This is a genomic window from Paenibacillus sp. JT31N17 (genome assembly GCF_056269255.1).
In genome coordinates, this window is record NZ_JBWDNP010000007.1 from 64,919 (window position 1) to 90,486 (window position 25,568).

22 protein-coding genes, 5 tRNA genes and 1 pseudogene are annotated in these 25,568 nt (G+C 48.8%); 11 read left to right on the forward strand and 17 right to left on the reverse strand.

Annotated elements, in window-relative coordinates; translation table 11 throughout:
* Nucleotides 1-107: 107 nt before the first annotated feature.
* Nucleotides 108-2,417, reverse strand: a complete 2,310-nt coding sequence (locus tag AC0YOB_RS21885) for an AraC family transcriptional regulator (RefSeq protein WP_475794576.1) — start codon at nt 2,415-2,417, stop codon at nt 108-110.
* Between the two features lie 325 nt (nt 2,418-2,742).
* Between AC0YOB_RS21885 and AC0YOB_RS21890 the strand changes: the two genes are divergently transcribed.
* The 6 genes from AC0YOB_RS21890 to AC0YOB_RS21915 all read left to right on the forward strand — a co-directional run bounded on the left by AC0YOB_RS21890 (nt 2,743) and on the right by AC0YOB_RS21915 (nt 11,188).
* A complete protein-coding gene (locus AC0YOB_RS21890) occupies nt 2,743-4,947 on the forward strand; it encodes a helix-turn-helix domain-containing protein (protein ID WP_475794577.1) in 2,205 nt (734 codons plus the stop codon).
* A gap of 47 nt (nt 4,948-4,994) precedes the next feature.
* Complete coding sequence (locus AC0YOB_RS21895) at nt 4,995-6,668, forward strand: type 2 periplasmic-binding domain-containing protein (RefSeq protein WP_475794578.1); 1,674 nt, start codon at nt 4,995-4,997, stop codon at nt 6,666-6,668.
* A gap of 417 nt (nt 6,669-7,085) precedes the next feature.
* Nucleotides 7,086-8,057: an ABC transporter permease gene (locus AC0YOB_RS21900; RefSeq protein ID WP_475794579.1), complete on the forward strand. Its 972-nt coding sequence runs from the start codon at nt 7,086-7,088 to the stop codon at nt 8,055-8,057.
* A gap of 20 nt (nt 8,058-8,077) precedes the next feature.
* Nucleotides 8,078-8,977: a carbohydrate ABC transporter permease gene (locus tag AC0YOB_RS21905; RefSeq protein ID WP_475794580.1), complete on the forward strand. Its 900-nt coding sequence runs from the start codon at nt 8,078-8,080 to the stop codon at nt 8,975-8,977.
* 230 nt (nt 8,978-9,207) lie between these two features.
* Complete coding sequence (locus AC0YOB_RS21910; RefSeq protein ID WP_475794581.1) at nt 9,208-10,872, forward strand: type 2 periplasmic-binding domain-containing protein; 1,665 nt, start codon at nt 9,208-9,210, stop codon at nt 10,870-10,872.
* A gap of 199 nt (nt 10,873-11,071) precedes the next feature.
* Complete coding sequence (locus AC0YOB_RS21915; protein WP_210038316.1) at nt 11,072-11,188, forward strand: YjcZ family sporulation protein; 117 nt, start codon at nt 11,072-11,074, stop codon at nt 11,186-11,188.
* A 198-nt stretch (nt 11,189-11,386) separates the two neighbouring features.
* Here AC0YOB_RS21915 and AC0YOB_RS21920 read toward each other — a convergent pair whose 3' ends face one another.
* Nucleotides 11,387-11,665 carry a hypothetical protein gene (locus tag AC0YOB_RS21920; RefSeq protein WP_475794582.1) on the reverse strand — a complete coding sequence of 93 codons (279 nt, stop codon included), beginning with the start codon at nt 11,663-11,665 and terminating at the stop codon, nt 11,387-11,389.
* A gap of 123 nt (nt 11,666-11,788) precedes the next feature.
* On the opposite strand from AC0YOB_RS21920, the gene AC0YOB_RS21925 reads away from it, so the two are divergent.
* Complete coding sequence (locus AC0YOB_RS21925; protein WP_475794583.1) at nt 11,789-12,076, forward strand: WGxxGxxG family protein; 288 nt, start codon at nt 11,789-11,791, stop codon at nt 12,074-12,076.
* A gap of 660 nt (nt 12,077-12,736) precedes the next feature.
* On the opposite strand, the gene AC0YOB_RS21930 is transcribed toward AC0YOB_RS21925, so the two are convergent.
* Nucleotides 12,737-13,999, reverse strand: a complete 1,263-nt coding sequence (locus AC0YOB_RS21930; RefSeq protein WP_475794584.1) for a Ger(x)C family spore germination protein — start codon at nt 13,997-13,999, stop codon at nt 12,737-12,739.
* An 879-nt stretch (nt 14,000-14,878) separates the two neighbouring features.
* Complete coding sequence (locus AC0YOB_RS21935; protein WP_475794585.1) at nt 14,879-15,868, reverse strand: DUF3231 family protein; 990 nt, start codon at nt 15,866-15,868, stop codon at nt 14,879-14,881.
* A 588-nt stretch (nt 15,869-16,456) separates the two neighbouring features.
* Between AC0YOB_RS21935 and AC0YOB_RS21940 the strand changes: the two are divergent.
* A pseudogene (locus tag AC0YOB_RS21940) lies at nt 16,457-16,546 on the forward strand (sigma factor-like helix-turn-helix DNA-binding protein); the annotation flags it as partial.
* Nucleotides 16,547-16,550: 4 nt separating this feature from the next.
* On the opposite strand, the gene AC0YOB_RS21945 reads toward AC0YOB_RS21940, so the two are convergent.
* The 4 genes from AC0YOB_RS21945 to AC0YOB_RS21960 form a co-directional block, all read right to left on the reverse strand.
* Nucleotides 16,551-16,922 carry a hypothetical protein gene (locus tag AC0YOB_RS21945; RefSeq protein WP_475794764.1) on the reverse strand — a complete coding sequence of 124 codons (372 nt, stop codon included), beginning with the start codon at nt 16,920-16,922 and terminating at the stop codon, nt 16,551-16,553.
* A 38-nt stretch (nt 16,923-16,960) separates the two neighbouring features.
* Nucleotides 16,961-17,113 (reverse strand): hypothetical protein, encoded by a 153-nt coding sequence (locus tag AC0YOB_RS21950; RefSeq protein ID WP_475794586.1) that lies wholly within the window; start codon nt 17,111-17,113, stop codon nt 16,961-16,963.
* 296 nt (nt 17,114-17,409) lie between these two features.
* Nucleotides 17,410-17,919: a hypothetical protein gene (locus tag AC0YOB_RS21955; protein ID WP_475794587.1), complete on the reverse strand. Its 510-nt coding sequence runs from the start codon at nt 17,917-17,919 to the stop codon at nt 17,410-17,412.
* A gap of 54 nt (nt 17,920-17,973) precedes the next feature.
* Nucleotides 17,974-18,510: a hypothetical protein gene (locus AC0YOB_RS21960; protein ID WP_475794588.1), complete on the reverse strand. Its 537-nt coding sequence runs from the start codon at nt 18,508-18,510 to the stop codon at nt 17,974-17,976.
* 903 nt (nt 18,511-19,413) lie between these two features.
* Between AC0YOB_RS21960 and AC0YOB_RS21965 the strand changes: the two genes are divergently transcribed.
* Nucleotides 19,414-19,890 (forward strand): tyrosine-type recombinase/integrase, encoded by a 477-nt coding sequence (locus AC0YOB_RS21965; RefSeq protein WP_475794589.1) that lies wholly within the window; start codon nt 19,414-19,416, stop codon nt 19,888-19,890.
* Between the two features lie 55 nt (nt 19,891-19,945).
* On the opposite strand, the gene AC0YOB_RS21970 is transcribed toward AC0YOB_RS21965, so the two are convergent.
* The 6 genes from AC0YOB_RS21970 to AC0YOB_RS21995 form a co-directional block, all read right to left on the reverse strand.
* A tRNA-Leu gene (locus tag AC0YOB_RS21970) sits at nt 19,946-20,030 on the reverse strand.
* 36 nt (nt 20,031-20,066) lie between these two features.
* Nucleotides 20,067-20,142, reverse strand: a tRNA-Lys gene (locus AC0YOB_RS21975).
* 3 nt (nt 20,143-20,145) lie between these two features.
* Nucleotides 20,146-20,220: transfer RNA gene (locus AC0YOB_RS21980), tRNA-Glu, on the reverse strand.
* 171 nt (nt 20,221-20,391) lie between these two features.
* A tRNA-Ser gene (locus AC0YOB_RS21985) sits at nt 20,392-20,482 on the reverse strand.
* 10 nt (nt 20,483-20,492) lie between these two features.
* Nucleotides 20,493-20,568: transfer RNA gene (locus AC0YOB_RS21990), tRNA-Asn, on the reverse strand.
* A 29-nt stretch (nt 20,569-20,597) separates the two neighbouring features.
* On the reverse strand, nt 20,598-21,077 hold the full coding sequence (locus AC0YOB_RS21995) for a SprT family protein (protein WP_475794590.1): 480 nt from the start codon (nt 21,075-21,077) through the stop codon (nt 20,598-20,600).
* A gap of 112 nt (nt 21,078-21,189) precedes the next feature.
* Between AC0YOB_RS21995 and AC0YOB_RS22000 the strand changes: the two genes are divergently transcribed.
* Nucleotides 21,190-21,543, forward strand: coding sequence for a hydrolase/acyltransferase (locus AC0YOB_RS22000; protein ID WP_210038313.1), 354 nt, complete (start codon nt 21,190-21,192; stop codon nt 21,541-21,543).
* A gap of 105 nt (nt 21,544-21,648) precedes the next feature.
* Nucleotides 21,649-21,798 (forward strand): cortex morphogenetic protein CmpA, encoded by a 150-nt coding sequence (gene cmpA, locus AC0YOB_RS22005; protein ID WP_475789552.1) that lies wholly within the window; start codon nt 21,649-21,651, stop codon nt 21,796-21,798.
* 163 nt (nt 21,799-21,961) lie between these two features.
* Here the strand turns inward: cmpA and AC0YOB_RS22010 are convergent, their stop codons facing one another.
* The 3 genes from AC0YOB_RS22010 to AC0YOB_RS22020 all read right to left on the reverse strand — a co-directional run bounded on the left by AC0YOB_RS22010 (nt 21,962) and on the right by AC0YOB_RS22020 (nt 25,475).
* The gene (locus AC0YOB_RS22010; protein WP_475794760.1) at nt 21,962-24,166 is read right to left on the reverse strand and encodes a Tex family protein; all 2,205 of its coding nucleotides are present in this window, start codon (nt 24,164-24,166) and stop codon (nt 21,962-21,964) included.
* Between the two features lie 111 nt (nt 24,167-24,277).
* Nucleotides 24,278-24,907, reverse strand: coding sequence for an MBL fold metallo-hydrolase (locus AC0YOB_RS22015; protein ID WP_475768925.1), 630 nt, complete (start codon nt 24,905-24,907; stop codon nt 24,278-24,280).
* Nucleotide 24,908: 1 nt separating this feature from the next.
* Nucleotides 24,909-25,475 carry a thioredoxin family protein gene (locus tag AC0YOB_RS22020; protein ID WP_475794591.1) on the reverse strand — a complete coding sequence of 189 codons (567 nt, stop codon included), beginning with the start codon at nt 25,473-25,475 and terminating at the stop codon, nt 24,909-24,911.
* Nucleotides 25,476-25,568: the final 93 nt, after the last annotated feature.

A 25,568-nucleotide genomic window follows, 5' to 3' on the forward strand; every position in this document is an offset into this window, starting at 1 on the left:
TCTCACAATCCGACTTTTTCCCAATTCCATTAACCGGGATTGCACTTTTTCCCATTTGCCCGTTTTCAAGTCCATACAGGCATAAAAAAAGGCTGAATGCCCATGCATTACAGCCTCAAAACAGATTCCCGATATTCCCCTGGCGTAATCCCTTCTGATTTTTTAAATATTTTATTTAGATAGGAAGGCTGGTAGCCTACTCTGGCAGCAATCTCGGTAACCTTCAAATCCGTATTTCTTAAAAGCTGCTTCGTTTTATCCAAACGGATCCCGGTGACATAGTCGATGAAATTCTGATTGGTCACCTGCACAAAGATGGCGCTTAGCCGTTTGGGCAGAATTCCGATGCGATCGGATAGATACTCCAGGGAAATATCCTTCATATATTCCTGATCGATAATATCCTTGGCCTTGCGGATCGTCTGCTTCATTTCGATGCCCTGCTTCTCGGACAATGCGATGAGAAAGGGATGGATGACTTTATTTACGAACCACTTGTTGATTTCATCGATTTCCTTGAGCCTGAACAGTTGCTCGTAGAGATTTATGCCTTGGCTGGCGCTGGAATGCACTACGCCAAGCTGCATCATCGCCCGTAACACACTGCCCAGCAGCTGAGCCATATATTGTTGAATTTGAAACGCCTTGCCCGCATTTTGCCTTAATACCAGAATAAACTCGTTCCATTTCTGAAGGGTTTCTTCCCCGGCTCTCATTTGAAGCGCGTGAATGAATTCCTTTTCGATCTGAAACGGATAATCCGGATTATCCTTCACATAGGGAATAAGATCATCTGTGCTGAGGATTTGCCCGTGCTCCCCGATATTTCGAAAATGCAGGCACTGCTTGACCTCCTCGAGCGCTGTCGGCAGCTCCTTGAGCTCATGAATCGTCCTGCTTACCCCTACGGCCACATGGACACCCAATAATTTGGTGATTATGGTGATCACTTCATTTGAAAATCTGAATAATTCACTCTTGATTTGTTCCTTGGGCTTATCCTCCGCAAACCAGACAAGCTGCGCAACGGTTAAGTTATGGAGATTGACAGCCTCCATATTCTCCTTATCGCCGGAGAGCTCCTCCATAATATTGGCTGCAGCAAAGGTGACGAGCTGCTCGTCCCCTTCCACGAATCTTTTGCTTAATTCGGAAAACGGGGATAATTGGATGAGCAGGAGAGCAAATCTCTTGTTTGCCGTATCCCAGCCATGCTCCTCCATCCGCACTCGCAGCTCATTTTCAGAAAAGAAATAAAGCTGGCCCTGAATCAGCTGCAGCAAAAAGCCTTTCTTCATACTGTACCGGTTCTCTTCCAGCAGAGATTGAAATAACCGGCTTTCCCGGGTAATATTGAGCCATTTGTTCTCTATATACTTGATTTCATCCGACCTGTCCTCCTCCTGCAGCTTGCTGCCGATACTCCCGCCGAACATTTGAACCAGCCGCTTGATGGGCCTGTACATGCGCTGCGAAGCAAACCAGGACAGCAAGGCCGCAATCACAACGCCCAGCAAACTCGCACCAAGCATAAACTTTGACGTCAGGGTGATCGGCTCCATTAACTGGGACAGCGGCGTAGCAATCACATAACGCCAGCCTGTACGGGAAAGAGTCGCATTGGCAACCGAATATTCCGCCCCCTCCCACTTCACGGTGAAGGAATCGGCGTTCCTGTCTTCCCTGATCACTTTGCCTCTTATGTAATCCTTCAGATCTTGCTTGTCCGGGTCTGTTTCTGTTTCTTTACCGGATGTTATCCAATCACCATTGGGCTTGATGATGAAAGAAATTCCGTTCTCATACGGATTCATCTGCGTTATTTCTTTATCAAGCAGGCTCTTGTCCAAATAAACCAGCAGCGCTCCATAAGGCCTTGTACTGACAAAGGGAAGCTTATGGACCAGGACCAGGGGAAACAATTCGCCGCCGTTTGGAGAATAGGTTTCCGTATCGCTCCAGTACATCAGATCCTCTGATTTCAAAATCATGTCGTATACAGCCTTGTTCGGCTCATCTTTGAGCTTGATCGCCCCCCTGTCATTGGAAACCAGCAGCTGCTGGTTTTCCAAATACAGATCAATCCGCAAAATCATATCGTCAGAGCTTTGGGTGACCGCCAGCAAACTGTAAATATCCTGCATGACCCGAAACTCATCGATGAAATTTGTATTTCTGAGCTTTTCATCAAATATCGAATTGGCCGCACCCTTGTCCACCGTCAGCTCAAATTGAGAGAACAATTCGTCAAACCGCTTGAACACCTGGTCAAGCTGGTAGTGGTTTTTCTGGTAAACCTCCTTTTCCACTTGATTGATCCCAATAAAATAACTGCAGATTCCAATAATAGCCATGGGCACGCTGGTCATGATTAAAGCAAAAATCAGGCTTTTGCGAAAATAATTGCCTCTTGACATCAAACATTCTCCTTAGCTGATAAGATTCAAATCAAATGTAAGCACTTTCAATAATTGCTGCCATAATCGAACACAATATCCTATTTCTATACTAAAGTTCGACATGAATTATTTTCTTCCTTCCGTTCGCATGATTGAAAAAAAGAGGCGCAAGTCCCGCAGACAGCTTAGCTTTGTACAAAAACAAGATAGTTTTGTGTATATTCTTTTTGGATGATAAACACTATGATCTTACTGTAAATCCTGATTTATCCACTCCACGGCCCTTAGATTTGAATGCGCTTACAATTTATTTGGTTTTCAAATCCTGTGAAGGGTGGTTCCGATGAATAAAACGTGGCTGCACAAAATGATCTGGTCCTACCTGCCGATATTTTTCATTATTTTCTCCTTTGTTTTCTTCCTGTTTTTTCAAACGCTGGTCGAGCAAAACAACAAAAATACAAGAGAATCAAGCAAGGTATTCATCCGGCAGCTGCTGCAATCCGTCGACGTGTCCCTGAAGTCGGTCGATTATATGATGATCAGAGAAATAATGAACAACAAGCTGATTGCCGATTTTTTTGATGAGAAGGATGACAGCAATGTTTTTCTGAACTACGAGGTGGTCAAAAAACTGACGGCATTGAAACAGGAAGTGCCGCTCATCGATTCCTTTTACCTGGTAAGATACAGCGACGGGCTGGTCTATAACGGGAATGTGATCAGAGACCTGGATGAATTTGAAGATGCTGCTTTTATACGGGATATGCAGAGCAGCAGGACAGCATCCCCATGGACCGATGTCAGGACCTATCGGGAGTTTGGTTTTCAGAAAAGTAAAGAAGTCGTAAGTCTCGTTCATCCGGTTCCCCTGAGTCTCGGCTCGCAAGGACTGTTCGTCATCAACGTCAGCCTCTCTTCCCTCCAGGAAATGATTATGGATATGTACGATTCGCAAACGGCTTTCGTAAACCTGTACGGTCTGAACGGCGGTCCGCTCTTTATACAGGATGATTCTGCGGGAACCAGGAAGGTTCTCGCCGATATATCTTCGGAATATACCGGCTGGAAGGCGGAAAGCGGGGTAACCAACGGCAAGCTGCTCAATACGGTTTCCAGCTTCTCAAGCGTTTGGCTGGTGCTGAGCTTTATTGTTTTTATTGCCGGTATCCTGTGCATCATCTATGTCTCCAGGCAGAACTATAAGCCGCTCGAAGAGCTTGTCCTGCGCATCAACGACGACCTCTTTCAGGAGAAGCATTCACTGGGAAGGGTGGCCGCTAACGAATTTGCTTTTATTGAATCGGCGATCGACAATTTCTCCGAGCAGTCGAAGGCTTTCAGGAAGGAATTCGAACAAGCGGCGCTGCATAGGAAGAAAGCCTTTTTTACGGAGCTGATCACGGGTCAGTATGCAGGGAATGCGCATCGGGACAATCTGCTGCTGCCCTCCCACGAGCCGCTCAATGTGCTGATTATCGAGATTGACAACCCGGAGCAATCCTTCTTCCGGTTTCAAGCCCGCGATCAGTCCCTGTTCAAATTTGTGCTCAGCAGCGTGACGCATGAAATGTTCAGCCAGCATGCCTCCAGCATATGGCTGGAATGGACCTCCTCGTTGCAGCTGACCGGCATTGTCTTCCTCCATGACCCGAATACCGGAATGGAGGATATTTGCCAGAGCATTGTCTCATGGGTCCATAAAAATCTTAAATTTACCGTTACGCTAGGAATGGGTGAACAGGCCGAGTCGCTGGAGGATACCGCGGAAGCGTACAAGGAAGCTTTGGAAGCCTTGAAATTCAAAGCCGTTTTGGGCAATAACCGGATCATCCTCCACCAGGAAGCGCAAAATGCCACAATAAAGGAAAACAATAAGCATCTTAAAGCGATTCACAGCCTGGTTCAGACCTTCCGTTGCAATGAGGAGGGCTGGCGCGACAGCTTCCGGCACTGGTTCGACGGAATCCGGACATGCCGCTTGTCCAAGAACGAGATCATTGAGCTCGGCCGCTACTTTATTGCCCATATGGATCTTCAAATCTCTTCCGTTTCCAACGATCATTATGAGATTTGGACAAACTCCTCCCTGCTGCCCGCACGGCAAATAATCGGGGACTTTGATACGCTTGATGAGCTTCAGCAGACCCTGTACCGGATTCTGGAGGATTTCGCGGAACGGCTGGCGGCGCTTCGCGGAGGGCGTCAATACCATCATCTGATGAGACAGGTAAGGAAATACATCGAAGAGCATTATACCAATCCGGAGCTGTCGCTAGATTTTTTGAGTGACCGGTTCTCCATTAACGCCAAATATTTGAGCCAGCTGTTCAAAGAGGAATTCGGGGAAAATTTTCTCGATTTCCTGGCCGATGTCAGAATACGGCACGCCAAACGATGGCTGCTGGAACAATCCGGTTCCATCCAGAACGTTGGCGAACGCGTCGGTTACGCCAATGCGGCCACCTTCAGGAGGGCGTTCCGGAGAGTCGAGGGCATCTCGCCCGTCGATTACCGCAAGCGCAACACGAATGAACAAACCGGTTGAGCAGCCCGGTCAAGGTATAGAGTCTAGTTCAAGGAGGGGGAGCCTCATTGAAATCGAAAATGACAGGGATTGCCGTTATGCTCCTGATTGGCTGTGCTCTTGTCTGGGCTGCCGGGTCCACGTACCGGTCAAGCCCCGCTATAGACAGCAAAGAAGAATCCGATACCGAGATACGGCCGGCAGACCAGTTCCCCATAGCGGACAAGCAGATCCTGCTCCCTGTATACGCGGCACCGCCCGTGGAAGTCGAGGATCTCAACACCAATACCTTTACAAAACACCTCGAAGAGAAATTGAATATCAAATTTGAATTTGTTACCGCCGGCGCCTCTGCCAAAAAAGAAAGAAGACAAATGCTTCTCGCCAGCGGGGACTATCCGGCTGTCATGCTGGGCGGCGATTTCACGCCGGATGAACAAATCAAATACGGCATGTCAGGCGTCTTAAGGCCGCTGGATGACTTAATCGACCGTTACGGAAGCAATATCAAGCAGATATTCGCCGAGCATCCTGAGCACCGCAAAGCGGTCACGGCCCCCGATGGACATATTTACTCCCTTGCTTCGATCAACGAATGCTTTCATTGCTGGTATGCCCAGAAGCTCTGGGTGAACTCGACCTGGCTGCAAAAGGTGAATCTGAAGCCTCCCCAAACAACGGAAGAGTTTTACCGGATGCTCAAAGCCTTCAAAACGCAGGATCCAAACGGCAACGGCAAGCAGGATGAAGTCCCCTTATCCGGAGCAATCGGCTCCTTTCATGCCAAAATAACCGGATTTCTGATGAGCGCGTTTATCTATAACACGGATGACAATTACTTTTATGTGAAAGACGGCAAAGTGGGGATGGCTGCAGTGCAGCCGGAGTGGAAGGACGGCCTTGCCTATATTCACCGGCTCTACAGCGAAGGGCTGGTCGACCCGTCCTCCTTTACCCAGACTCTTGACGGGATAATCCAGCTGGCAAGCCACCATGGGGATAACATCCTCGGCAGCGCCACATTGGGTCATATCCGGATGGCATTCAGCGGACTGGATAATGCAAGAAACCAGGAGTATGACACCATTCCTCCGTTAATCGGGCCGGACGGTTACCAGGCGGCCGGGTATTTCAATATGGGGGATAACGGCCAGTTTGCGATTACGGACAAAGCAACCGGGACGCAGGCGGCAGCGGCCATCCGGCTGGCGGACTATTTGTATTCCGAAGAGGCGGCCATTCTCAATGAATTCGGGCCGGAGAACGTGTGGTGGCGGAAGGGTCTGCCGGGAGAGGTTGACGAGCACGGAAGACCCGCCAGATTCAGGTTAAACCCTGAATACTGGGAGCATCTGACGCAAAATGACGGCTGGAGCCAGATGGGCATCCTGTACCGCAACAGGGATCTTCGCGAATCGTGGGCGGTGCCCGGGGATCTGTACTCCAAGGAAGGCTACGAGCACCGCCTGTACGCGGAAACGGCAAAAAACTATTTCGGCAAAGAGCCGGATGAAGTTTTTCCGGCCAACATTTACGTGCAGCCGGAAGATGCATTCGAGGCGGTTCGCCTGCGGGTGCAAATCAACGATTATATTGAATCCAACATGGTGCAGTTTATAACCGGCACGAAGGATCTGGATCAGGAATGGGATGCCTACTGTGACGGGTTTGCCGGACTCAAGCTTGACCGGTATTTGACGATTTACCAGAATGCCTATAACAAGTACAAGAACGGCCAATGAGAAGGTAAGGCCAGCCCCGTCCTTTGGCGGCGCAGCAGCTTCTTCGATTTGGAAATATATGTCAAATATAAAGCAAATTTTTACCTGCTTATTTTTAAAGAAAGACCGTTCAATCCCGGCTTCCGGCTTCAACGGAAATCGGGATTTTTTGTCCTGCATGGATCTCGCGCCGGCTGGGCTGACGCAATCGCAGCTGGCGGCCTTGGCTCACGTATGTATCGCGGGTTCCCTGTGCGAGACTGCGGAATTATGCGCGCCGGCAGAAAATCGCGCGCCCGTCTCTGCCCACGATAAGTAAGCGATTGCAGAATTTCGTCCGTTCGTTGAATACTGGCCGTTGACCGGGCCGGAACAGCTCCCTTATCGTTAACACCAATCCGTCACCGATCACTATGGAAAAGGAGTGAGATATCTAACATGCAGTCAACAGGAGCGCTGGAAGCAAAAAATTTGGACACATCGGGAAGCGGCAGACGGCTTCCATGGAAAAACTCATCAAGAAAGGTCAAGCGGCATTGGCAGCTGTATCTGCTGGTGCTTCTGCCGCTGGCGTACATCGTTATATTCAAATATATTCCGATGTACGGCGCGCAGATTGCTTTCCGCGATTTTAGTCCGGTCAAGGGATTTTCGGGGAGCGACTGGGTGGGACTCCAAAATTTCTCCGATTTCTTCAACTCGCCGAATTTTTGGCTGCTGATCAAGAATACGCTGATCATCAGCTTGTACTCGCTTGTCATCGGATTTCCGGCGCCGATCATTCTGGCGCTCGCCTTGAATGAGATTCGGAATGCGAGATTCAAGAAAACGGTGCAGATGGTAACGTTCGCCCCCTACTTTATTTCTACCGTCGTCATGGTCTCGATGATTATCCTCTTCCTGTCACCGCGGCTCGGTTTTATTGATTCCATCGTGCAGCTGCTGGGAATCGAATCGATTAATTTCATGGGCGTGCCCAAGTATTTCAGCAGCATCTTCGTCTGGTCCAATGTCTGGCAGGGCATCGGCTACGGAGCAGTCATTTATCTTGCCGCGCTTGCCGGCGTCAATTCGGAATTATACGAAGCGGCCAAGGTCGACGGCGCTTCCCGGTTCCAGAAGGTGATTCATATCGATCTGCCGGGCATCATGCCTGCCGCCATCATCCTGCTTATTCTCAATGTCGGGCAGATCATGAATGTCGGTTTCGAGAAGATTTATTTGATGCAGAACCCGCTGAATACCGGCACCTCCGAGGTCATTTCCACTTATGTGTACAAAATCGGACTGATCGGGGCGAACTTCAGCTTCTCCGCAGCTGTTGATTTGTTTAACTCGGTCATCAATCTCATCCTGCTGCTTGTGGTGAACTTTGTCGCCAGACGCATATCGGACAGCAGTCTATGGTAACGGAAAGGAGAATTTCGGCTATGAGCAAATCTGCAGCTATCAAGGAATCGGCAGGCGACAAAATATTTCTGTTCATCGTTTATGCTTTTCTGTTATTCATTCTCATCATCGTGCTTTATCCGCTCATCTATATTCTAAGCTCTTCCTTCAGCTCGCCGCAGGCCGTCATCAGCGGACGGGTCTGGCTGCTCCCGGTAGAACCGAGCCTTGCAGGATACAAGGCGATCTTTTCCAACCCGCAGGTGCTGACAGGCTATGCCAATTCGCTCTTTTATACGTTCTTCGGCGTGCTGATCAATGTAACCATGACCGTGATGCTGGCTTATCCGCTGTCCAAGAGCACCTTCTTCGGGCGCAGTCCGATCATGGTCATTCTGGTCATAACCATGATGTTCAGCGGCGGATTGATTCCTTATTACCTGACCGTCAAAATGGTGGGGATTCTGGACACCAGATGGGCCATGCTGCTTCCCGGCGCTCTGGCCGTGTGGCAGGTCATTATCGCCCGCACCTTCTTCCAGTCGACCATTCCCAAAGAGCTCGGAGAGGCAGCCGAATTGGACGGCGCAAGCGATCTGGGCTTTCTGTGGCGGATTGTACTGCCGTTGTCCAAGCCGATTCTGGCTGTGCTGGTTCTGATGTATGCGGTAGGGCATTGGAACGCTTATTTCGATGCGCTGATCTTCCTGAAATCGCAGAATCTGTTTCCCTTGCAGATCATCCTGCGCAACATCCTCATCCTGAATTCGATTGACGCGAGCATGATGGTGGACGCGAACCAAATGGCCGCTATGCAGGGCTTGCGGGATCTGTTGAAATTCTCGCTCATTGTTGTCGCCACGCTGCCCATACTGATTCTCTATCCATTCGTGCAAAAATATTTCGTCCAGGGCATAATGATCGGCTCGCTGAAAGGCTGATCGAACCGGAAGTGTTCCATTATGATTTCGATTTTCCGGGAGGTGATGCCGTCTTTGATTGGAAGATTGTGCTTCGTCAAACGAAGCATAGGCTTCCAAGCCAGTTTTGCTGCGGAGCTGGGACAGGATGCTATGCTTCACAAAACGTAGCATAGGCTTCCGAAGCCGGTTTTGCTGCGGAGTTAAGACAAGGAAGCTATGCTTCACAAAACTTTTAAGGAGGAGTCTGCTTGAGAAAAAAAACAGGTTCGGTCGTGTTGGCTCTGACTCTCGTCATTTCCATGCTTTTATCCGCCTGCAGCGGCGGGAATGATGCCGGAGGCAATAACGGTGCCGGCACGGGAACGAATTCACCGGCTCAAGATGGAAACAGCGAACCCCCTGTTACACTGAACACCTTTATCACAGTTCCGCCCCGTATCGAAGATGTCAGTACAAACACCGTGACGACCTTTATTGAGGATAAGCTGAATATCAAATTCAAGTTCGATGCCACTCCTCAGGCGAATGCGAAGGATAAGAAGAAATTGATTATGGCCAGCGGCGATTATCCGGCCGTCTTTCTCTCCGGCGATTTCACGCAAGCCGAACAGATCGACTACGGCAAGCAGGGAATCCTGATGCCCCTGAACGATTTGATTGAGAAATACGGAAATGAGATCAAGAAGGCGTTCGAGGAGGATGCGGACTTGGAGGCAGCCATCACAGCCCCGGACGGAAACATCTACGCCCTGCCTCATATTAACGACTGCTTCCACTGCTGGTACGCCCAAAAATTATGGATCAACAAGAGCTGGCTCGACAAACTGAGTCTTGAAATGCCGACGACGACCGATGAATATTTCGAGGTATTAAAGGCGTTCAAGGAGAAGGATCCGAACGGCAACGGAAAGCAGGACGAAATACCGTTATCCGGCTCGTTTAATTCCTGGCATGGCATTCCATCCAACTTCCTGATGAATTCTTTCATCTATGATAATGATGAGGATTTCTTCTTCATCAAGGACGGCAAGGTCCAATTAGCCGCGAATCAGCCGGAATGGCGGCAGGGACTGGAGTATGTGAATAAACTATTCAGCGAGGGTCTGATCGATAAGGAAGCTTTCACGCAAAATAACGACCAGATGGCGCAGGTAGGCAACAAACAAGGCGACAACGTGAGCGGCAGCGTCACGGCCGGACATATCGGCATGTATTTCAGCCTGGCAGAAGGACAAAACCGACATAAAGAATATGTATCCGTCCCACCTCTGAAAGGGCCGGGCGGCATAGCTTATGCAGGATATTACAAGGCATACGGCAACGGCCAGTTCGCCATTACGAACAAGGCTTCGGAGAAGGAGGCCATTGCAGCCATCAAACTGGCGGATTACCTGTACTCCGAAGAGCATGCGATTACCAATGAATACGGATTGGAAGGAAGGTACTGGGAGGCAGCCAAGGAAGGCCAGAAGGATGTGCACGGCAACCAGGCCAAGTACAGCCTTAAGCCGGAATACTGGAATATCGGGACGACATTGAATGATATATGGGATCAAATGGGCATCACCAGAAGGACGCGTGAAATCCGTGAATCATGGGCCATCCCGGAAGATCCGTTCTCCCAGGTAGGCTATGAGTATCGCCTGTATCTCGAGACGGCTAACAATTACGAGAACAAGCAGCCGGAGGAAACGTTTCCGCTGACCATCTTCATGGAGTCCGACGATGCGAAGGAAGCGATTCAGCAGCGCACGCAAATCAATGAGTACGTGCGCTCGAATATGGCTCAATTCATAACGGGCGCCAGAAAATTGAACGACTCCGAATGGGACAGCTATGTGAAGGGCTTTGACGGCCTGAATCTGACCCGTTATCTTGAAATCTATCAGCATGCGTATGACAGCAAGAAATGACGGGATTGCCTGTGTGCAGGAAGAAGCAGGGGTAGCTGATATCAGCCCCCTGCTTCTTCGCTTTTGAACACCAATAATCCAGATCATGTATCGGACCAATGATCATTAGGCCAATACCATTCCGTAACAAACACACAATCGCCATGGGTCAGGCATGCATAACTTACAGAGTACTCAAAACACAAGGAGGTGCTTCAGAATGTCTGGTTTAGTTGGCGGTGTTGGCTATGGCGGATTTGGCGCAGGAATTGGATTCATACTCGTGCTCTTTATTTTGCTGGTCATTATCACCCGCGGTTGCGGATTCGGCTACTAATTAAAGCTTCGGAACGTTAACCTCCGATCACGTTCCTGACTAGCAAATAATCCCGGAACAGGCCCGCACTGCGGGCCTGTTTTCCATTTTCTCTCCAACCGCTGCACCATCGGCGCTGCAGTCATGCCGGATTCCTTTTGGAGTTGTAGATGAGAACAAGCAGAGCCGCGCTGTAAAGGCAACTCTAAGAAAGAGATCTCAAACGACAAAATCTATAAATTCAGGCGACCTTAATAGCCCAGCTTTTGTCCAATTTCTTGTACGCACTCTCGCTTTGATAACAGGCTGCACGTAGACATAATGTTTATCTTCGCCAGTAATTATCTTATTTGCTATTCCATAAAAAGCTTTCTTGTGTACAGTCGGTACAGCTAGTCCGATTACTCCCACTGCCCTACCCTCATGTTGCACAATCCATCCAAATTCATCCTTGCGATACCCTGCTGCCAGATGGCACAGGATGTGTAACATCGACATGCGAGCCGCTCCAAAGATTGTGTAAAGCGCATCGCTTATTATGAGTGATCTTTTAAATGAATATTATTTTTTCGATGAGGGGAAAACACATCTGAGGACAATAAATCAAATGGAGGATTTCCCTTGAAAAAACTCATCGCAAGTTTTTCATTGTGCGCTGTTCTCTTTATCATGCTGCTGATCCCGGCACAAGCCGAGCAAATGAAAGGCAACGATGGTACGAACAACACATACGGTACGAATGGTACTTACGGCACGAACGGAATGAATAGCTATAGAGCCTATACTACAGGTATAAACGACAATGATAATACAGATTGGGGATGGGTAGGCCTTCTTGGTTTGATTGGTCTGGCTGGACTCATGGGCAGAAACCGGAGAGGAACAAAGCATAAAAACCCTGTTACGTAGCTCTCCTGAAAGTTCGAGATAGACTGAAGACCCCGCTAACCGGTTGGTTGGCAGGGTTTTTAATTTAAACGGCTTACATCCAAAAATTTCCCGACCGTCTTCCCTACTTTAAATGGCAAAATCGTTCCAGAGGTGATGCGATGTACCTCCCCGCGATGTTACTCAAGAAACGCGAAGAACCTTTTGTTGATCCCCATTACTTGTATGAGTCCAAAAAATAGATGGCATCCGCGGCGTACTCTCGCTTACAGCCGGACAACCGCGTAGCGGACCAAAAATTAGCGCCGCTCCACCAAGCCATCGACCCGGAAAATCTTAGGTTTTTTTAAGTGTCCGTGATGATACCCGTTACAGCTTACATTTTGCCGCCGAAAGCTTACGATTTTGTCACTTAGTCATCTACTCATCAAGTCAGCACGAAAAAGCAGCGTCAGCTCTCCCCACTTGAAACCTCGGGTTTTTGGACGATTAACTTCCTCCCTAACCTGACCATCTCCTAAATTTAACTTCCGTTTTTAATCGCCACTTTGAAAATGAGAATCTATTGCCAGGTTTGTAGAGAAAACAAAAAAAGCTTCCTGCTGGATAAAATCCAAACGGAAGCGGAAGTGTGTTTTTGAATTAAAAACTAATTGGATTTCGGGCTCACCGCGAGTTTATTCAGCTTGCCTTCATCCCAACCCGCCGAATGTGGACTTGACAATGTACATCAACTGTCAGGGTCTTGAATACTTCATCCCATTTCTCTTCCGTTCGAATGTTACGATTCCAGTAACCTGGTTTCTTGGCCCGAAACTGTTCACCAAATCCGAATATATCCGCCCCTGCGAGCTGCAAGTTATTAATTAATTCATTAAAGGCCTTCACTCCCATATCAGCAGATGTTTTGGCAATCTCCTCCAGGTTTTCATGCTTGCTGATTTTGGAGTTCGTAACCTCTTCAATGTCTTCTTCCAGCAACACATGCAACTGCACCTGCGGCTTTCCATTCTTTATTGACACCTGCGTCGTTGTATTCCGCTGGATAATTCTGATCATAATCATTTCCTTACCTCCCGGGTGTCTTGGAATAAAGGCAGTGTACCCCCCTCTTATCTTGCCTGTTACCGCCATATAAAACCCGATTTCAAGCGGCTTGGTGCTTCCAAGCATTTTATCACCTTGAAAATAAGCAAGACCCGCGATTTCAATGCTTCCTTCCCTATTCATATCAAGTAAGGGGAGGATCGGATCTACCCCTTTGCTCGAACTCTTACTCCAGAATATACCTATAAATTCATTGGGGTACTTCCCCATCTCGACAGCATGATTAAACATTGCCGACAAATAAAGCGCAGGAACCCTTTCCAGCTGCGGAGCCGCCCTTATGACCTTCTCCGCTCTCCCCTTGGATACACTGAGCCATGAGAGTCTTCGCACTTCTGGATTCCGTCTAAAATAATCGTTCAAATTCTCAAGTCCCTTACGGGCGACCTTCTCGGAAACGACAATGACACTAAGATGTCCAAGGAACAGCTTATCCGCCAACTGCTGCTGCAGTACACTCATGGCGTCATCCATGGTATGCCCATTAGCTGACAAAATCCAGACCGGTTTCTGTGAAGCTCCAGAACCGCCGCCGCCTTCGTTGCCCGGCCCCAGAGGTATACGCCCCGGAACAGCGATTTGCGCAGTAATATGGTAACCGATGCCCACCGGTTCCGGGATGGAATCCCGGACATGCGCCACCTCCGGCTCCTCCTCTTCACCTTTAGGAGTTGCAGCATCAACAGCAATCGCAAGTACAACAGCCCGTTCTTCAATTTCCAGACGGTCCCAACATCCTGCCAATAGAGGACATAAAATGCATACAAGTAGTATGCATAAAATCAAGCGAAACGATCTGGTCTTTAACATTGCCACACTCCATATGAACGTTTTCATTTTTCATGAGATTATCAATAATCCATATTATTCCCTTTGATATCTACTGTTATGTAAAAGCCATTCAAGCGGGCAGCAGGCATAAAAATTAAGAAGACCAGCCGCATTATCCATCCTTTCCAGTCCCTAAAAAAAAGAAGCTACACGGTCTAAGCTGTTGCTGTATAGCTTCTTTGAATAATTAGACCGACGATGAGGCAAGTCCCCAGAACACTTCGGGACCGACCCGTGATGAATCAACGATGGCACTGCTTATAAAAGCTGAGTAAGTCGTTTGAGCATCGGCGGGAGCCAATAGGTCTTGTGCAGTATAGCTGCGTGGATTAACACCTGCAATACCAGTTGTGAAGATGGCGGAATAAATGATTGGTCTGTAATCAAGGCTCCGCGACGAACACTTGGAGCGTATCGTTACCGCTGCCTTCCAAGTAACTCCTGATAAGGCTCGATCTAACGTGCGTATCAAAGTTAAAAGTTACTGCAACATGTACCAATGATATAGAGTGAGAAAACGCTGAATATCGTGGAAAAACGGTCTCCAGGGAGGTCGCCTATGGAGCCACGGTGATAAATCGCTTGCGATTTTAGCACATTAAAGGGGGTGAATTTGGCCTAACCACCGCCAGCGCAGTGCTGGTCATCAAAAGAGAAGGTTAAAAAAACAGCATTCACTATCGAGCGGCCGGTGCAGTAGAGAAAGCCCGGGAACATCCCCGGGCTTTTCATTTTAAAAACATATAAACTGTTCAAGCAGCTTTTAATTTTCAAGATGGGGATATCAAGATCACCTCTGTTAACGACTGGCGAAAGCTGTTGAGCTTGGCCTTAAAATTTCGAAGGCTAGACGCCATGAAAACGGTCGTCCGCCGGCTGCCCGGATCAGGATTTGGCCGGCAAATGCGGGGGTTGTTCGAGCCAGCCGTTCTCGATAAGAATCTGCTGCGCATCCTCCCCGGCCGTCATATCTTTGGCGATGACCGCCAGGTAATGGCGAACCACGTCCGGTCTCATCGAAGTGGACAGGGCTGTCCCATAATACTGGATGGCGGAGCTTATCGCCGTCACTAAATGTGTCAGCATAAGCTTTTCCGAAAACGGAGGCACGGTGGAGTTTGTAACCTCCGATTCCCACGTTGACGGGAGAGGTATGCGATCCTTCTGAAGCACCTCCTGAAAAAGCTCGCTATGTTTTTTCGCATATTTCAAAAATCTTTGCCCGAAGTCGCGCACCTTCTCGGATTGCATGACCTGGTAGAACCCAACAGCCATTGCCGCAATGATTTCCGTTTTTTGAAGATTGTAGTAGATATGGGTGATTTCGAATCCGTTAAGCGGTCTGGATTCGCCGAACAGCTTGGACATCAGGCCTACGGGCTTCATCGTTTCTTGGTGATCGGGTGCCGGAATATGAGGCGGTTTCGATAGCATCCCTTTGGACAGTAGAACGTCTGTTGACTTGCCGAACAGCCCCTCCGCGTCCCTGCTGCATTGGGAGAAATAATGACGAATATCGGGGCGGCTAGACGTGGTAATCACCAACGAGAAGGTGGTAATGGCGTTCGCGGACATAATCTGGATATATTTGAGCCAGAAGGCGTCCGAAAACAGTCTCGGAGCATCCGGATGTACGTCTTGATTCGTAAAGCCTATCGGCAGCGGATACTGCTCCCGGTTCAAAAAATATTTTGCGTTCTCAAGATTTCTCTCGGAAATGCTCATGGCGAATTCGTAAACGGATCGGACATCGGCATCTTCAACGTGCGCTAGCACATATTTTTTTATGCATATATCAAAACTTTCAAAAATATATTGCTGCCATAGGCTGGTGAGCTCCGACGCCGTCAGCCGTTCGGTGAATTGGTCGTTCATATGGGCGAATCCTCCTCGGAAGCGAATAGGATTAGTTTGGCCACGAGCCACCGGGTATATGCATATTCAGGCAATCAAGACGGTGTTACAGTTGCGAGATTACCTATCAGCGGTGTAACAAACACCCGTTTCAGCGCACCCCGAAATATTTCGCTATTCACATCAGGACCGCAGTCAATAACGAGGGTTTCAGGAGTATCTATCAACTGCAAGATTGCAAGGAGAGATCCCGGATCAGAGTCGTCACCACCAGCCGTTCTGTTCGCAGCGACGAGAAAATAAAGTCCTAGACTGCTGCTGTTTTATTGAACAAACGTACCGGTAACATTATCGGTAATCTGTAGTTCGGAATCGCCAATTCTCAAGGCGGCGTAATTCACCCAGTCCTTCTTTTCCGGCGGCAGTGGAGCTTCCGGATTTTCCGGCATGTGTCCGAACCGAAGCATATAAGTGACCTTGGTACCCAGAACACGCAAGTCGAGGCGTGAAGAGCTTGTGATGGCTAGCGCACCTGAACCGGTTACTGGTTATCAAGACAGAAGCGATGCCGAGCATGAAGCGCTGATGGCTGAATCCGTCGGACTTGCGATGCTCGTTGTCCTCGAGAAATTGAATCCTGCTGAACGCGTTGCGTTCGTGCTTCACGATATATTCGCCTTGTCTTTCTCGGAGATCGCTCTCATTATTGGACGCAACGAAGCCGTAGCGAGACAGCTTGCGAGCCGCGCTCGTCGCCGAGTCCAGGGTACCGAATCGACTTCGGAAACTGCGGAGTTTCAGCGAAAAAGGGATTATATTTGTCATCGTACTCCCTGCTGTAGCGCTGAACAACAACAACGGCATTGGTCTTAATCAGGGAGCAATATTTATCCGGTTCAACCATGATATGCATGGACTTGACGAAATATAAACTACCGGTCACCTCTACCTTCGAACCGTTTTGAACAGCCGAGGATAGGGAAAAGAGTCCGTTGTATACATACTCTTTCTCCCTCACAGTCGTTCCTTTCCGATCTCGGGATACGATAACCCTCTCTGGAATCTCATCAACCATGCAAGCCAACTGCCGGTGTGAAAAATCCTGAAGCATCTTTACTCTACTATTCCGATATCAGTCATCTTCGCAAGAACTTTGTCCCTCTGCTCTTCTTCGAGCATGGACACAGCGAGGAACAAGCACTCTAACGTAGCCTTAAGATCAATCTTCGGCAATTCATTAACCGGCTCGTTTTCTTCAGTGAACATATTATCGTCTCCTTTGATTATTAAGTATTAAAAAAGCCACTCGCAATGGAGTGACCCCTTTATACGTATTAAGTTACACAGGCGGTGTGTTAAACCCACCACATGCAGCAACGGATAAATCGCGCACATAACGCTACGCTCGTGCATTAAGTGCATACGTTATTAGTTACTAGAGAGGAAGAAGAGATAAGGGCATTATACAAAGACATTCAAATTTCGTAAAACGCCATATTCGGCTGATTGAATAAAAGTAACAGGTCTATACTTACGAACACTCATTCCCGTTCTTTATTGCGTTATTTTTTGATTGGCACTTCATTTATCCAAAATACATAGTTCTTCGTCTTGCTCCAAATTTGAAAATCTACTGGGTTTATTTCAAATTCTATATGCATGCCAGGTGCGATTGTTATTGGACTTGGGGAATTATCGATTGTTATTGGACCTGGCGCATAATAATCATATTGACCCTTGTTGGTGGAAAATTCTAAGAAGTGATTATTGTAGTTAGGGTCAGAACCATAATAATGAAGAATAGTCATATTGAACCAATATCTTAAGCCAAATGGAGAGTACAACCAAGGAGTGATGGCAATATCGTGATCAGTATTGTTCGTATATATTAATATATCATCATCATATTTACGATCAAGATATCCCATAAAATATTCATTTAACTTAATTTGATATGTATTAACGTCCGTGGTTTCAAGAGTTGAAGTAACCGGTGTTGCAGCTACTGACTGAGAACCAATGAGCACGAATACAACTGTTGCCATCGCAAGAAGTGATTTCTTAATTCCCATCAATGATCCCTCCTTTTTTTTAATTACTTTTGATTTCCTCATCTTGTCGATACGTTATTTTTTGATTGGGACTTCATTCATCCAAATAACATAGTTCTTTGTCTTACTGTAACTCTTACTCCAACCAGAAGTAACTTGGAAAAACGCAGATCTTCCTGGTTTGATTATGATTTGCTCGCCATGTTCATACCCATAAAATTTTGCGTAGCTGTATGGACCATTCTCTTGTGATCGATATTCGTCGCGTTTATCATCAGGACGAACATATAAATCGTAACCGTCATCATTTCCGCTTGGATTGGAATACATTGGAGAGAAAAGCCAGACTTCAATTGCAATATCATGATCGGTGGTGTTCGTCCATTTAAAGGAATCCCCATAATCAGATACTTTCGTTATCGGATCAGGACCACTGATATACCCCATAAAATATTCATTAAGCTTAATGCTCCTCGCTCCATCTTCGTGATAGTAATAACCGATGTCATTCGTTTCAATAGATGACGAATACGTTGCTGCAAAAGCTGACTGCGTTGACGCCAATAGACTAACCCCGATTATACTGGATATCAATAGCTTTTTCATTTTCATAAGTGGACCTCCCTAATTGGTTTTACCGCCTACCCAGATCATGGCACAGATTACTATGGGCTATAAGAGTCCATATCCTTATTTACATGTCGAATCGTGTTTAGAATACTATGGTTTCCTCATTTGCCAACACTTTATTTACTTGACTCCTCTGTCATGCAACCAGCACTTTTCTAATATCCTTCAGTGCAATGCCGCCCAAGAAATTAAAGATTGCAGCGGCTCCTAACGCGAAAATCCTGCGCTTGTTGTCTTGCTCCAAAGTCTGTCCCTTGTTTACGATTACTTCTGTTCCATCTCACACCATTCGCGTTTGAGACGGCAGCATATACTCGCCTAACCTTTCTTTATTAGCCACTTTACCCACTCTCAGCCTATCTAAATGATCGAAGTACAAATTCAGATAAAAGATCAGGAATCGGCTCCCATCCGCTTGAATAGGTTACCACCAGCTCCATGTAAGGCGAACCAAATGGAGACGATCCGCACCACAAAGAACCAATACTCTTATCCACGTCCAGTACGGATAAGTCTGGTATTTCCTCAAACGGTGGAGGACCAAAGAAGTTAGAACCGGTTAACCCGTATTTCGGCCTGCCCTTAAGCGCGCTCACTTCCAGTACAGGGCAATAAGACAAGTGGCCTCGCATCATTTCCGTCAAGGGGATTCGCTCCGTGGAGGCGCAAGCAATCATTAATACGATCTACACACAGCTCCCCACTAATTGGAGAATGTATTTTATTGGTGCGATTGTCGGAGGCTTTAGACGAGGTGAATTAACAGCTTTACAATGATCTGATGTATTTTTCGATATCAACGCTATCCGTATTGACGAAAGTATCTCATTAACTATAGAAGGGAAAGCTATCGTAGGCAAACCTAAAACGGCAGGTTCAAAGGCAATGGTGGACATGCCCGAATGGTATATGAATGAATTGAGGGAATTCCAAGAGGTATGGGAGATCCAGCGTAATAATGCCGGCGGTAAGCGGGAGGAGGAAGAGACTGAACGATATGTATTTCATGGTGGGCTGGGAAAACCGTTTTACTTCTCATACCCTTCCGAGAAATGGAAGAGATTCATTCGTAAAGAGGGACTAAAATATTTTTCCCTTCATGGTCTCCGTCATACGACCGCAACACTGCTGCTGGAGAGTGAAACGGATACACGTATTATTCAAGAAAGGCTGAGGCATACACAACATTCTACAACGACTGAATTGTATGCTCATGTAACAAAGAAATTAAGCCGCGTTGCTGCTGACAAATTCAATCAATTCAATCCACGTCAACAACCAGATGAAAATTCAGAAGAAATTATTTCCGTCAACAATCCGTCAACAACTCCCCTGGAGCAGAGTAATACAAATTTCCTATAATAAAGAAAAAAAATAAAAACCCCTTATGTATCAAGGGATTCAAGGATTTTAAGGTTGGTGCGGTCGGCGGGATTTGAACCCGCACGCCTTGTGAGCGCCACCCCCTCAAGATGGTGTGTCTGCCGTTCCACCACGACCGCGGAGTGATATGCAATTGTATAACATATCAGATAAAATGGTGAGCCATGAAGGACTCGAACCTTCGACACCCTGATTAAAAGTCAGGTGCTCTACCAACTGAGCTAATGGCTCGAATGGTGACCCGTAGGGGAATCGAACCCCTGTTACCTCCGTGAAAGGGAGGTGTCTTAACCGCTTGACCAACGGGCCGTAAAATGTTGCTCAGATGTGCCTCTTTCAGACGACAAGAATTAGTATAACCAATTTCAATTCCGCATGCAAGTACTTTTTTTTAAGAATTTACAACTGACTTTCAGCCGATTTCGCCTTGAGGCAAACAAAAAGGACCGGCTTACGGCCCATGCTTGTCTTCATAAAATATGGCGGAGAGAGAGGGATTCGAACCCTCGCACCACTTGCGCAGTCTAACCCCTTAGCAGAGGGTCCCCTTGAGCCACTTGGGTATCTCTCCAGAAAAGAAATGGCTCCCCGAACAGGACTCGAACCTGTGACAACTCGATTAACAGTCGAGTGCTCTACCAACTGAGCTATCAGGGAAAGTGTTTTTGGTGACAAGAAATAATGTATCATGATTCAATTTTGAAGTCAAGCATAAAAATTAATAAATTTCCCCTGCATTTTCCACAGGCATATTTCCGGGGGTCCACTTTCCTTTTCCGCAAATATTCCATGCCGCAGCTGCGGCAGATCAGCTTGTACCGGTACGGCTCCACCCGCTTGTCCGCACGGCTGGGAAGCGACTTGCAGAATCGGGTCCCACCAACCTTCACCAGAAGCTGCTTGAAGTCAGCGTCCCGGTGCTTGTACCCCCGCTTCAGCAAATGCAGATGATAGTGGCACAGCTCATGCTTGATTATTTTCTCCGTCTCTTCCGTCCCGTAGTTCTCCAATTGATGCGGACTGATTTCGATATGGTGGGTCTTGGTGAAGTACCGCCCGCCGGTCGATGTCAGACGCGGGTTGAACGTTGCCTTGTGCCGGAACGGAAGCTGAAAATACTGGAGGGAGATTTTCTCGACCCATGCTTGAAGTATATGATCTTCCATCACTCTTCTCCTTCAACATTTATTGCATATTCATACTTGAATTTTAAAGGACGAATACGCTACACTGTCAAGTAGTATTCACCTGCTGCATTCGAGGGGAGAGCATAATTCAATGGCACAGATGCGTTATATTATAATGAAAAATGGACAAGATGTCTCGTTTGTGGAAATGCCGCAATCGCATGCCTACCAGCTCAGCGCGCTAAATCTGCGCCTGCACAAGGAAATCGACAAGCTGACCGCCAGCAATGTTCCCGCCTTGCCGCTGGCAATTGCCGAATGCGATGAATTGGAGCTTCACGATCAATCGCTAGCCGTGCATTCCGGTCTGGACTATATAAATGCTTTGGAGAGCGATTTTTCCTCCATCCAGGAAAAGTCCTACCCCCTGATCTCCCTCCTCACGGAAATACGCGCTCTGCAGGCACAGCTGGAGCAGTGGTATGAGGAGGAAGCTGACGTCTAACCTCCCGTATTCATGCAGTTTTGATTGGACCTGCACGGATAATCGCCTACCCCCATATGCTAGTTACTACAACAAGTGACGGCTTTGGAAGGAGGGCGAATGACTGTGCCGCAATGGTTATGCAACCAATTGATGCGTGCTTTCGTGAAGAAGGACAGACGGCAGATCCGTCTGCTTAACGATTGCTGGTATTTCTACCGGACCAAGCAGCAGCCGGATGACAGTACGGCAAACGATATGGCGACAGATGTATAGCATTATCTTGAAGAAAGCGGCCGGGTATAGGCAAGCAGCAGCCATGCTCTAGAACAGGATGAAACAGCTTTCGTATCCGCTGGTATCCATGAAAAAGGGTGTTATCTTCCGGCAGTGACTCGTGACTGCTTGAAGATAACACCCTTTCTATTGCCGCCTTGAGCTAGTCCGGCTTGCGCATGGTCAGGCTTACGCGGCCTTTTTTCTGATCAACGCCGATGACCCACACGGTGACCGTATCGCCGACGGAAACGACATCCATGGGATGCTTCACGAATTTGTGGCTAAGCTGTGAAATATGGACGAGCCCGTCGTTCTTGATCCCGATATCGACGAAGGCTCCAAAATCGATAACATTGCGAACGGTTCCGTGCAGCTCCATACCCGGATGCAAATCCTCGATGCTCAGAACGTCTGTATGGAAAATCGGAGCAGGAAGCTCCTCCCTTGGGTCTCTTCCGGGTCTCAAGAGGCTGTCTACAATGTCTCTGAGCGTCGGAACGCCTACTCCCAGGGTTTGGGCTACCCCCTCAGTCTCAATGGCCTTTAAAGACGCTTTAAACGCGTCGGAGCCCAAATCCTCAAGCTTCAGACCAAGCGTCCGGCATAATTTGTCGACAACCGCGTACGATTCCGGATGAATCGGGGTACGGTCAAGCAGATTGGCGCTCTCGGGCACCCGGATAAAGCCGATGCACTGCTCGTAGGTTTTGGCGCCCAGCCGCGGAACGCTCTGCAGTGTCTTGCGGTCGCTGAATTTTCCTTTTTCCTCGCGGAATTTGACGATATTCTTCGCTGTAGTGGCATTGATCCCGGCCACGTAGGACAGCAGCGAAGGCGAGGCGGTGTTCACATCGACGCCGACATGGTTAACCGCGGATTCCACCACGCCCCCGAGCGTCTCCTCAAGCCGCTTCTGGCTCACATCATGCTGATACTGCCCGACGCCGATGGCCTTGGGCTCAATTTTCACAAGCTCGGCCAGCGGGTCCTGAAGACGTCTGGCAATCGACACCGCGCTGCGCTCTGCCACATCCAGATCCGGAAATTCGGCAGCAGCCAGCTTGGACGCCGAATATACGCTTGCACCCGCTTCATTGACGATTATGTATTTCAACTCCAGTTCCTTGTCTCTGCCGGCTTCCTTGCGCTTGCCGATCAATCCCGCTATGAACTGCTCGGTCTCGCGGGAAGCCGTCCCGTTGCCGATGACGACAAGCTCGACTTTGTAGGTATCGATCAATCCCCCGATCAGCTTCTCCGCTTCCGCTACCTTGTTGTGCGGGGCGGTCGGATAGGCAACGGCCACTTCGAGCAGCTTGCCGGTCTCATCCACAACCGCAAGCTTGCAGCCTGTCCGGAAAGCAGGGTCGACGCCAAGCACGACATTTCCCCGTACAGGAGGCTGCAGCAGCAAATTGCGCAGATTGGTGGAGAAAATCTGGATCGCATGCTCCTCCGCTTTCTCCGTTAATTCGCCGCGGACTTCACGCTCGATCGATGGGGCAATCAGCCTTTTATAAGCATCCTGAATCGTTTGCAGAAGCAAACCGCCAATTGCAGGAATTGTCCCGCCGCGGATGGTTTGACGGTCGATATAATCAATAATCCGCTCCGCCGGCACGTCCAGCGACACGCGCAGCACATCCTCGCGCTCCGCCCGGTTGATGGCAAGCGTGCGATGCGGAGGAAGCCGCTTCAAGGGCTCCTGATAGGCATAATACATTTCATAAACCGTCTCCTGCGAAGTATCCTTCGCTTCCGTACGCACTACACCGTTCTCAAAAGTGAACCTGCGCACCCATGCACGGATTTTGGCATCGTCGGCAAGCTGCTCCGCGATAATATCCATCGCTCCCTGAAGAGCCTCCTCCGGGGTCGATACGCCCTTCCCGGCATTAACATAGCGCTCAGCTTCGCGGCTTGGATCCCCCTGGCGCGGCTGTGACAGCAGCCAGACGGCAAGCGGCTCGAGTCCGCGCTCCTTGGCGACGCTTGCACGGGTCTTGCGCTTTTGACGGTACGGCCGGTACAAATCCTCAATCTCCTGCAGCTTGACGGATGCCACAATGGCGATGCGCAGCTCATCCGTTAACTTCCCCTGCTCGTCGATCAGCCGGATTACCTCGCGCTTGCGCACCTCAAGGTTGCGCATATACTGCAGCTTCTCCTCGATGGAGCGCAGCTCCGTCTCATCCAGCTCGCCGGTCATTTCCTTGCGGTAGCGGGCAATAAAGGGAATCGTATTGCCTTCATCCAGCAAATTCACAGCCGCCTTCACCTTGCTGCCCGGCAGGCTGAGCTCTGCGGTAATCCGTTTCAGAATCCGTTCCTGCTCGGCCGCCTGCTCTTCTTTGGTCAGCTCCACCCTGGCGCCCGGTTCCTGCTCCAATTCCTGCTGACTTGCATACTGCTTTGCTTCTGCCACTTTACACTTCCTCCATCCTTTATAACAGGGCATAACCCTTACTGCGCGGCTCTAGGCCGGCACGTAAGGGTTATTTTCCATTTCATATCCGATTGTCGTCCGCTCTCCGTGACCGGGATAGACGCGCACATTCGGATCAAGCTTATACAATTTGCCGCGGATGGAATCGTACAAATCCCTCTCGCGGCCACCAGGCAGGTCTGTTCGTCCCACTGATTTGCGGAAGAGCACATCGCCGCTGATCAAATGCTCTCCGCACAGCAGGCTGACGCTTCCCGGCGAATGTCCCGGCGTGTGCATGACCAGAAACGTATGGCCGATCAGCTCCAGCTTCTGCCCCTGCGCCAGCGCGTACTCAGCAGGATCGGTCACAAGCGGAGGAGTGACATCCGACCAGCGCTCGGAGCCGTTCTTGCGGGCATCCGTCAGCCAGTCCGCTTCCAGATCATGCAGATATACCGGGCAGCCGGCTGCTTTGCGCACCGCATCGACGCCGCCCATATGGTCGAAATGCGCGTGTGTCAGCACGATCGCTTCGATTGTCAGGTCCTTGATGCGCGTGAGCAGCCGCTGCGGGTTCATGCCAGGATCTATAATAATGCCGCGTTTGCCGGTCTCCTCTGTAATCAGGTAAGCGTTTGTCTGCAGGGGACCAAGCGTAAAAGTCTCAATCTTCAGCATCTTAGAAAGAAGCGAGAAGCTGGCGCAGCTCTTGTACGATTGTTTGTTGGTACCCTGTGCCTTCACCGTAGCGGCGGCCCATCTCCTGGCGGGCAAGGCTCAGATTCGCCTGATAATCAGCAGCGTCCCGGTCCGTATTCGCCTGTTTGAACGCAATCATCGCTTCCTGCACATGAGCTGGACGCGGTCCCCACTGACCAAGCACATGACCGCCGGTATCGGCAAAAATGACGACAGGAATGGAGCGCCCGCCCATGGTCAGAAACTCATCCATCGTATCCAGATTCTGTTCCATCACAAGCACTTCGACCGGGATTCCGGAGTTCTCAAGCGCCTTGAACACAACGGGCACGTTGCGGACCACATCGCCGCACCAATCTGCCATCAGGATCAGGCAGCGCAAATCATCACGGTTGTTCAGCGATTCAAAAAACTCCCGGTCTTCGTCGCTCGCCCATTGAAACTTGCTGCCCCAATCCAGAAAGGCCTCTTTGTTCTTCTCCATTGAATCGATGAACTGCTGCGGACTGATCCCCGTATTGAGCTTGCTTGCTACACTTTTAGCCATGATGAAAAACCTCCCAAAGAGTTTTTAGTGAACCGGCTTGAATTCACTTCTTGCAAGCTAAAAACTCATATTGAAAGCATAAGCTGAGTTTTT

Bases quoted from the DNA above. Each gene is read 5' to 3' on its own strand.
- AC0YOB_RS21885 (WP_475794576.1), bottom strand. From the start codon at position 2,417: ATGTCAAGAGGCAATTATTTTCGCAAAAGCCTGATTTTTGCTTTAATC.
- AC0YOB_RS21890 (WP_475794577.1), top strand. From the start codon at position 2,743: ATGAATAAAACGTGGCTGCACAAAATGATCTGGTCCTACCTGCCGATA.
- AC0YOB_RS21900 (WP_475794579.1), top strand. From the start codon at position 7,086: ATGCAGTCAACAGGAGCGCTGGAAGCAAAAAATTTGGACACATCGGGA.
- AC0YOB_RS21905 (WP_475794580.1), top strand. From the start codon at position 8,078: ATGAGCAAATCTGCAGCTATCAAGGAATCGGCAGGCGACAAAATATTT.
- AC0YOB_RS21915 (WP_210038316.1), top strand. From the start codon at position 11,072: ATGTCTGGTTTAGTTGGCGGTGTTGGCTATGGCGGATTTGGCGCAGGA.
- AC0YOB_RS21920 (WP_475794582.1), bottom strand. From the start codon at position 11,665: ATGTCGATGTTACACATCCTGTGCCATCTGGCAGCAGGGTATCGCAAG.
- AC0YOB_RS21930 (WP_475794584.1), bottom strand. From the start codon at position 13,999: ATGAAAACGTTCATATGGAGTGTGGCAATGTTAAAGACCAGATCGTTT.
- AC0YOB_RS21935 (WP_475794585.1), bottom strand. From the start codon at position 15,868: ATGAACGACCAATTCACCGAACGGCTGACGGCGTCGGAGCTCACCAGC.
- AC0YOB_RS21945 (WP_475794764.1), bottom strand. From the start codon at position 16,922: ATGGTTGATGAGATTCCAGAGAGGGTTATCGTATCCCGAGATCGGAAA.
- AC0YOB_RS21950 (WP_475794586.1), bottom strand. From the start codon at position 17,113: ATGTTCACTGAAGAAAACGAGCCGGTTAATGAATTGCCGAAGATTGAT.
- AC0YOB_RS21955 (WP_475794587.1), bottom strand. From the start codon at position 17,919: ATGGGAATTAAGAAATCACTTCTTGCGATGGCAACAGTTGTATTCGTG.
- AC0YOB_RS21960 (WP_475794588.1), bottom strand. From the start codon at position 18,510: ATGAAAATGAAAAAGCTATTGATATCCAGTATAATCGGGGTTAGTCTA.
- AC0YOB_RS21965 (WP_475794589.1), top strand. From the start codon at position 19,414: ATGGTGGACATGCCCGAATGGTATATGAATGAATTGAGGGAATTCCAA.
- AC0YOB_RS21995 (WP_475794590.1), bottom strand. From the start codon at position 21,077: ATGGAAGATCATATACTTCAAGCATGGGTCGAGAAAATCTCCCTCCAG.
- AC0YOB_RS22000 (WP_210038313.1), top strand. From the start codon at position 21,190: ATGGCACAGATGCGTTATATTATAATGAAAAATGGACAAGATGTCTCG.
- AC0YOB_RS22015 (WP_475768925.1), bottom strand. From the start codon at position 24,907: ATGCTGAAGATTGAGACTTTTACGCTTGGTCCCCTGCAGACAAACGCT.
- AC0YOB_RS22020 (WP_475794591.1), bottom strand. From the start codon at position 25,475: ATGGCTAAAAGTGTAGCAAGCAAGCTCAATACGGGGATCAGTCCGCAG.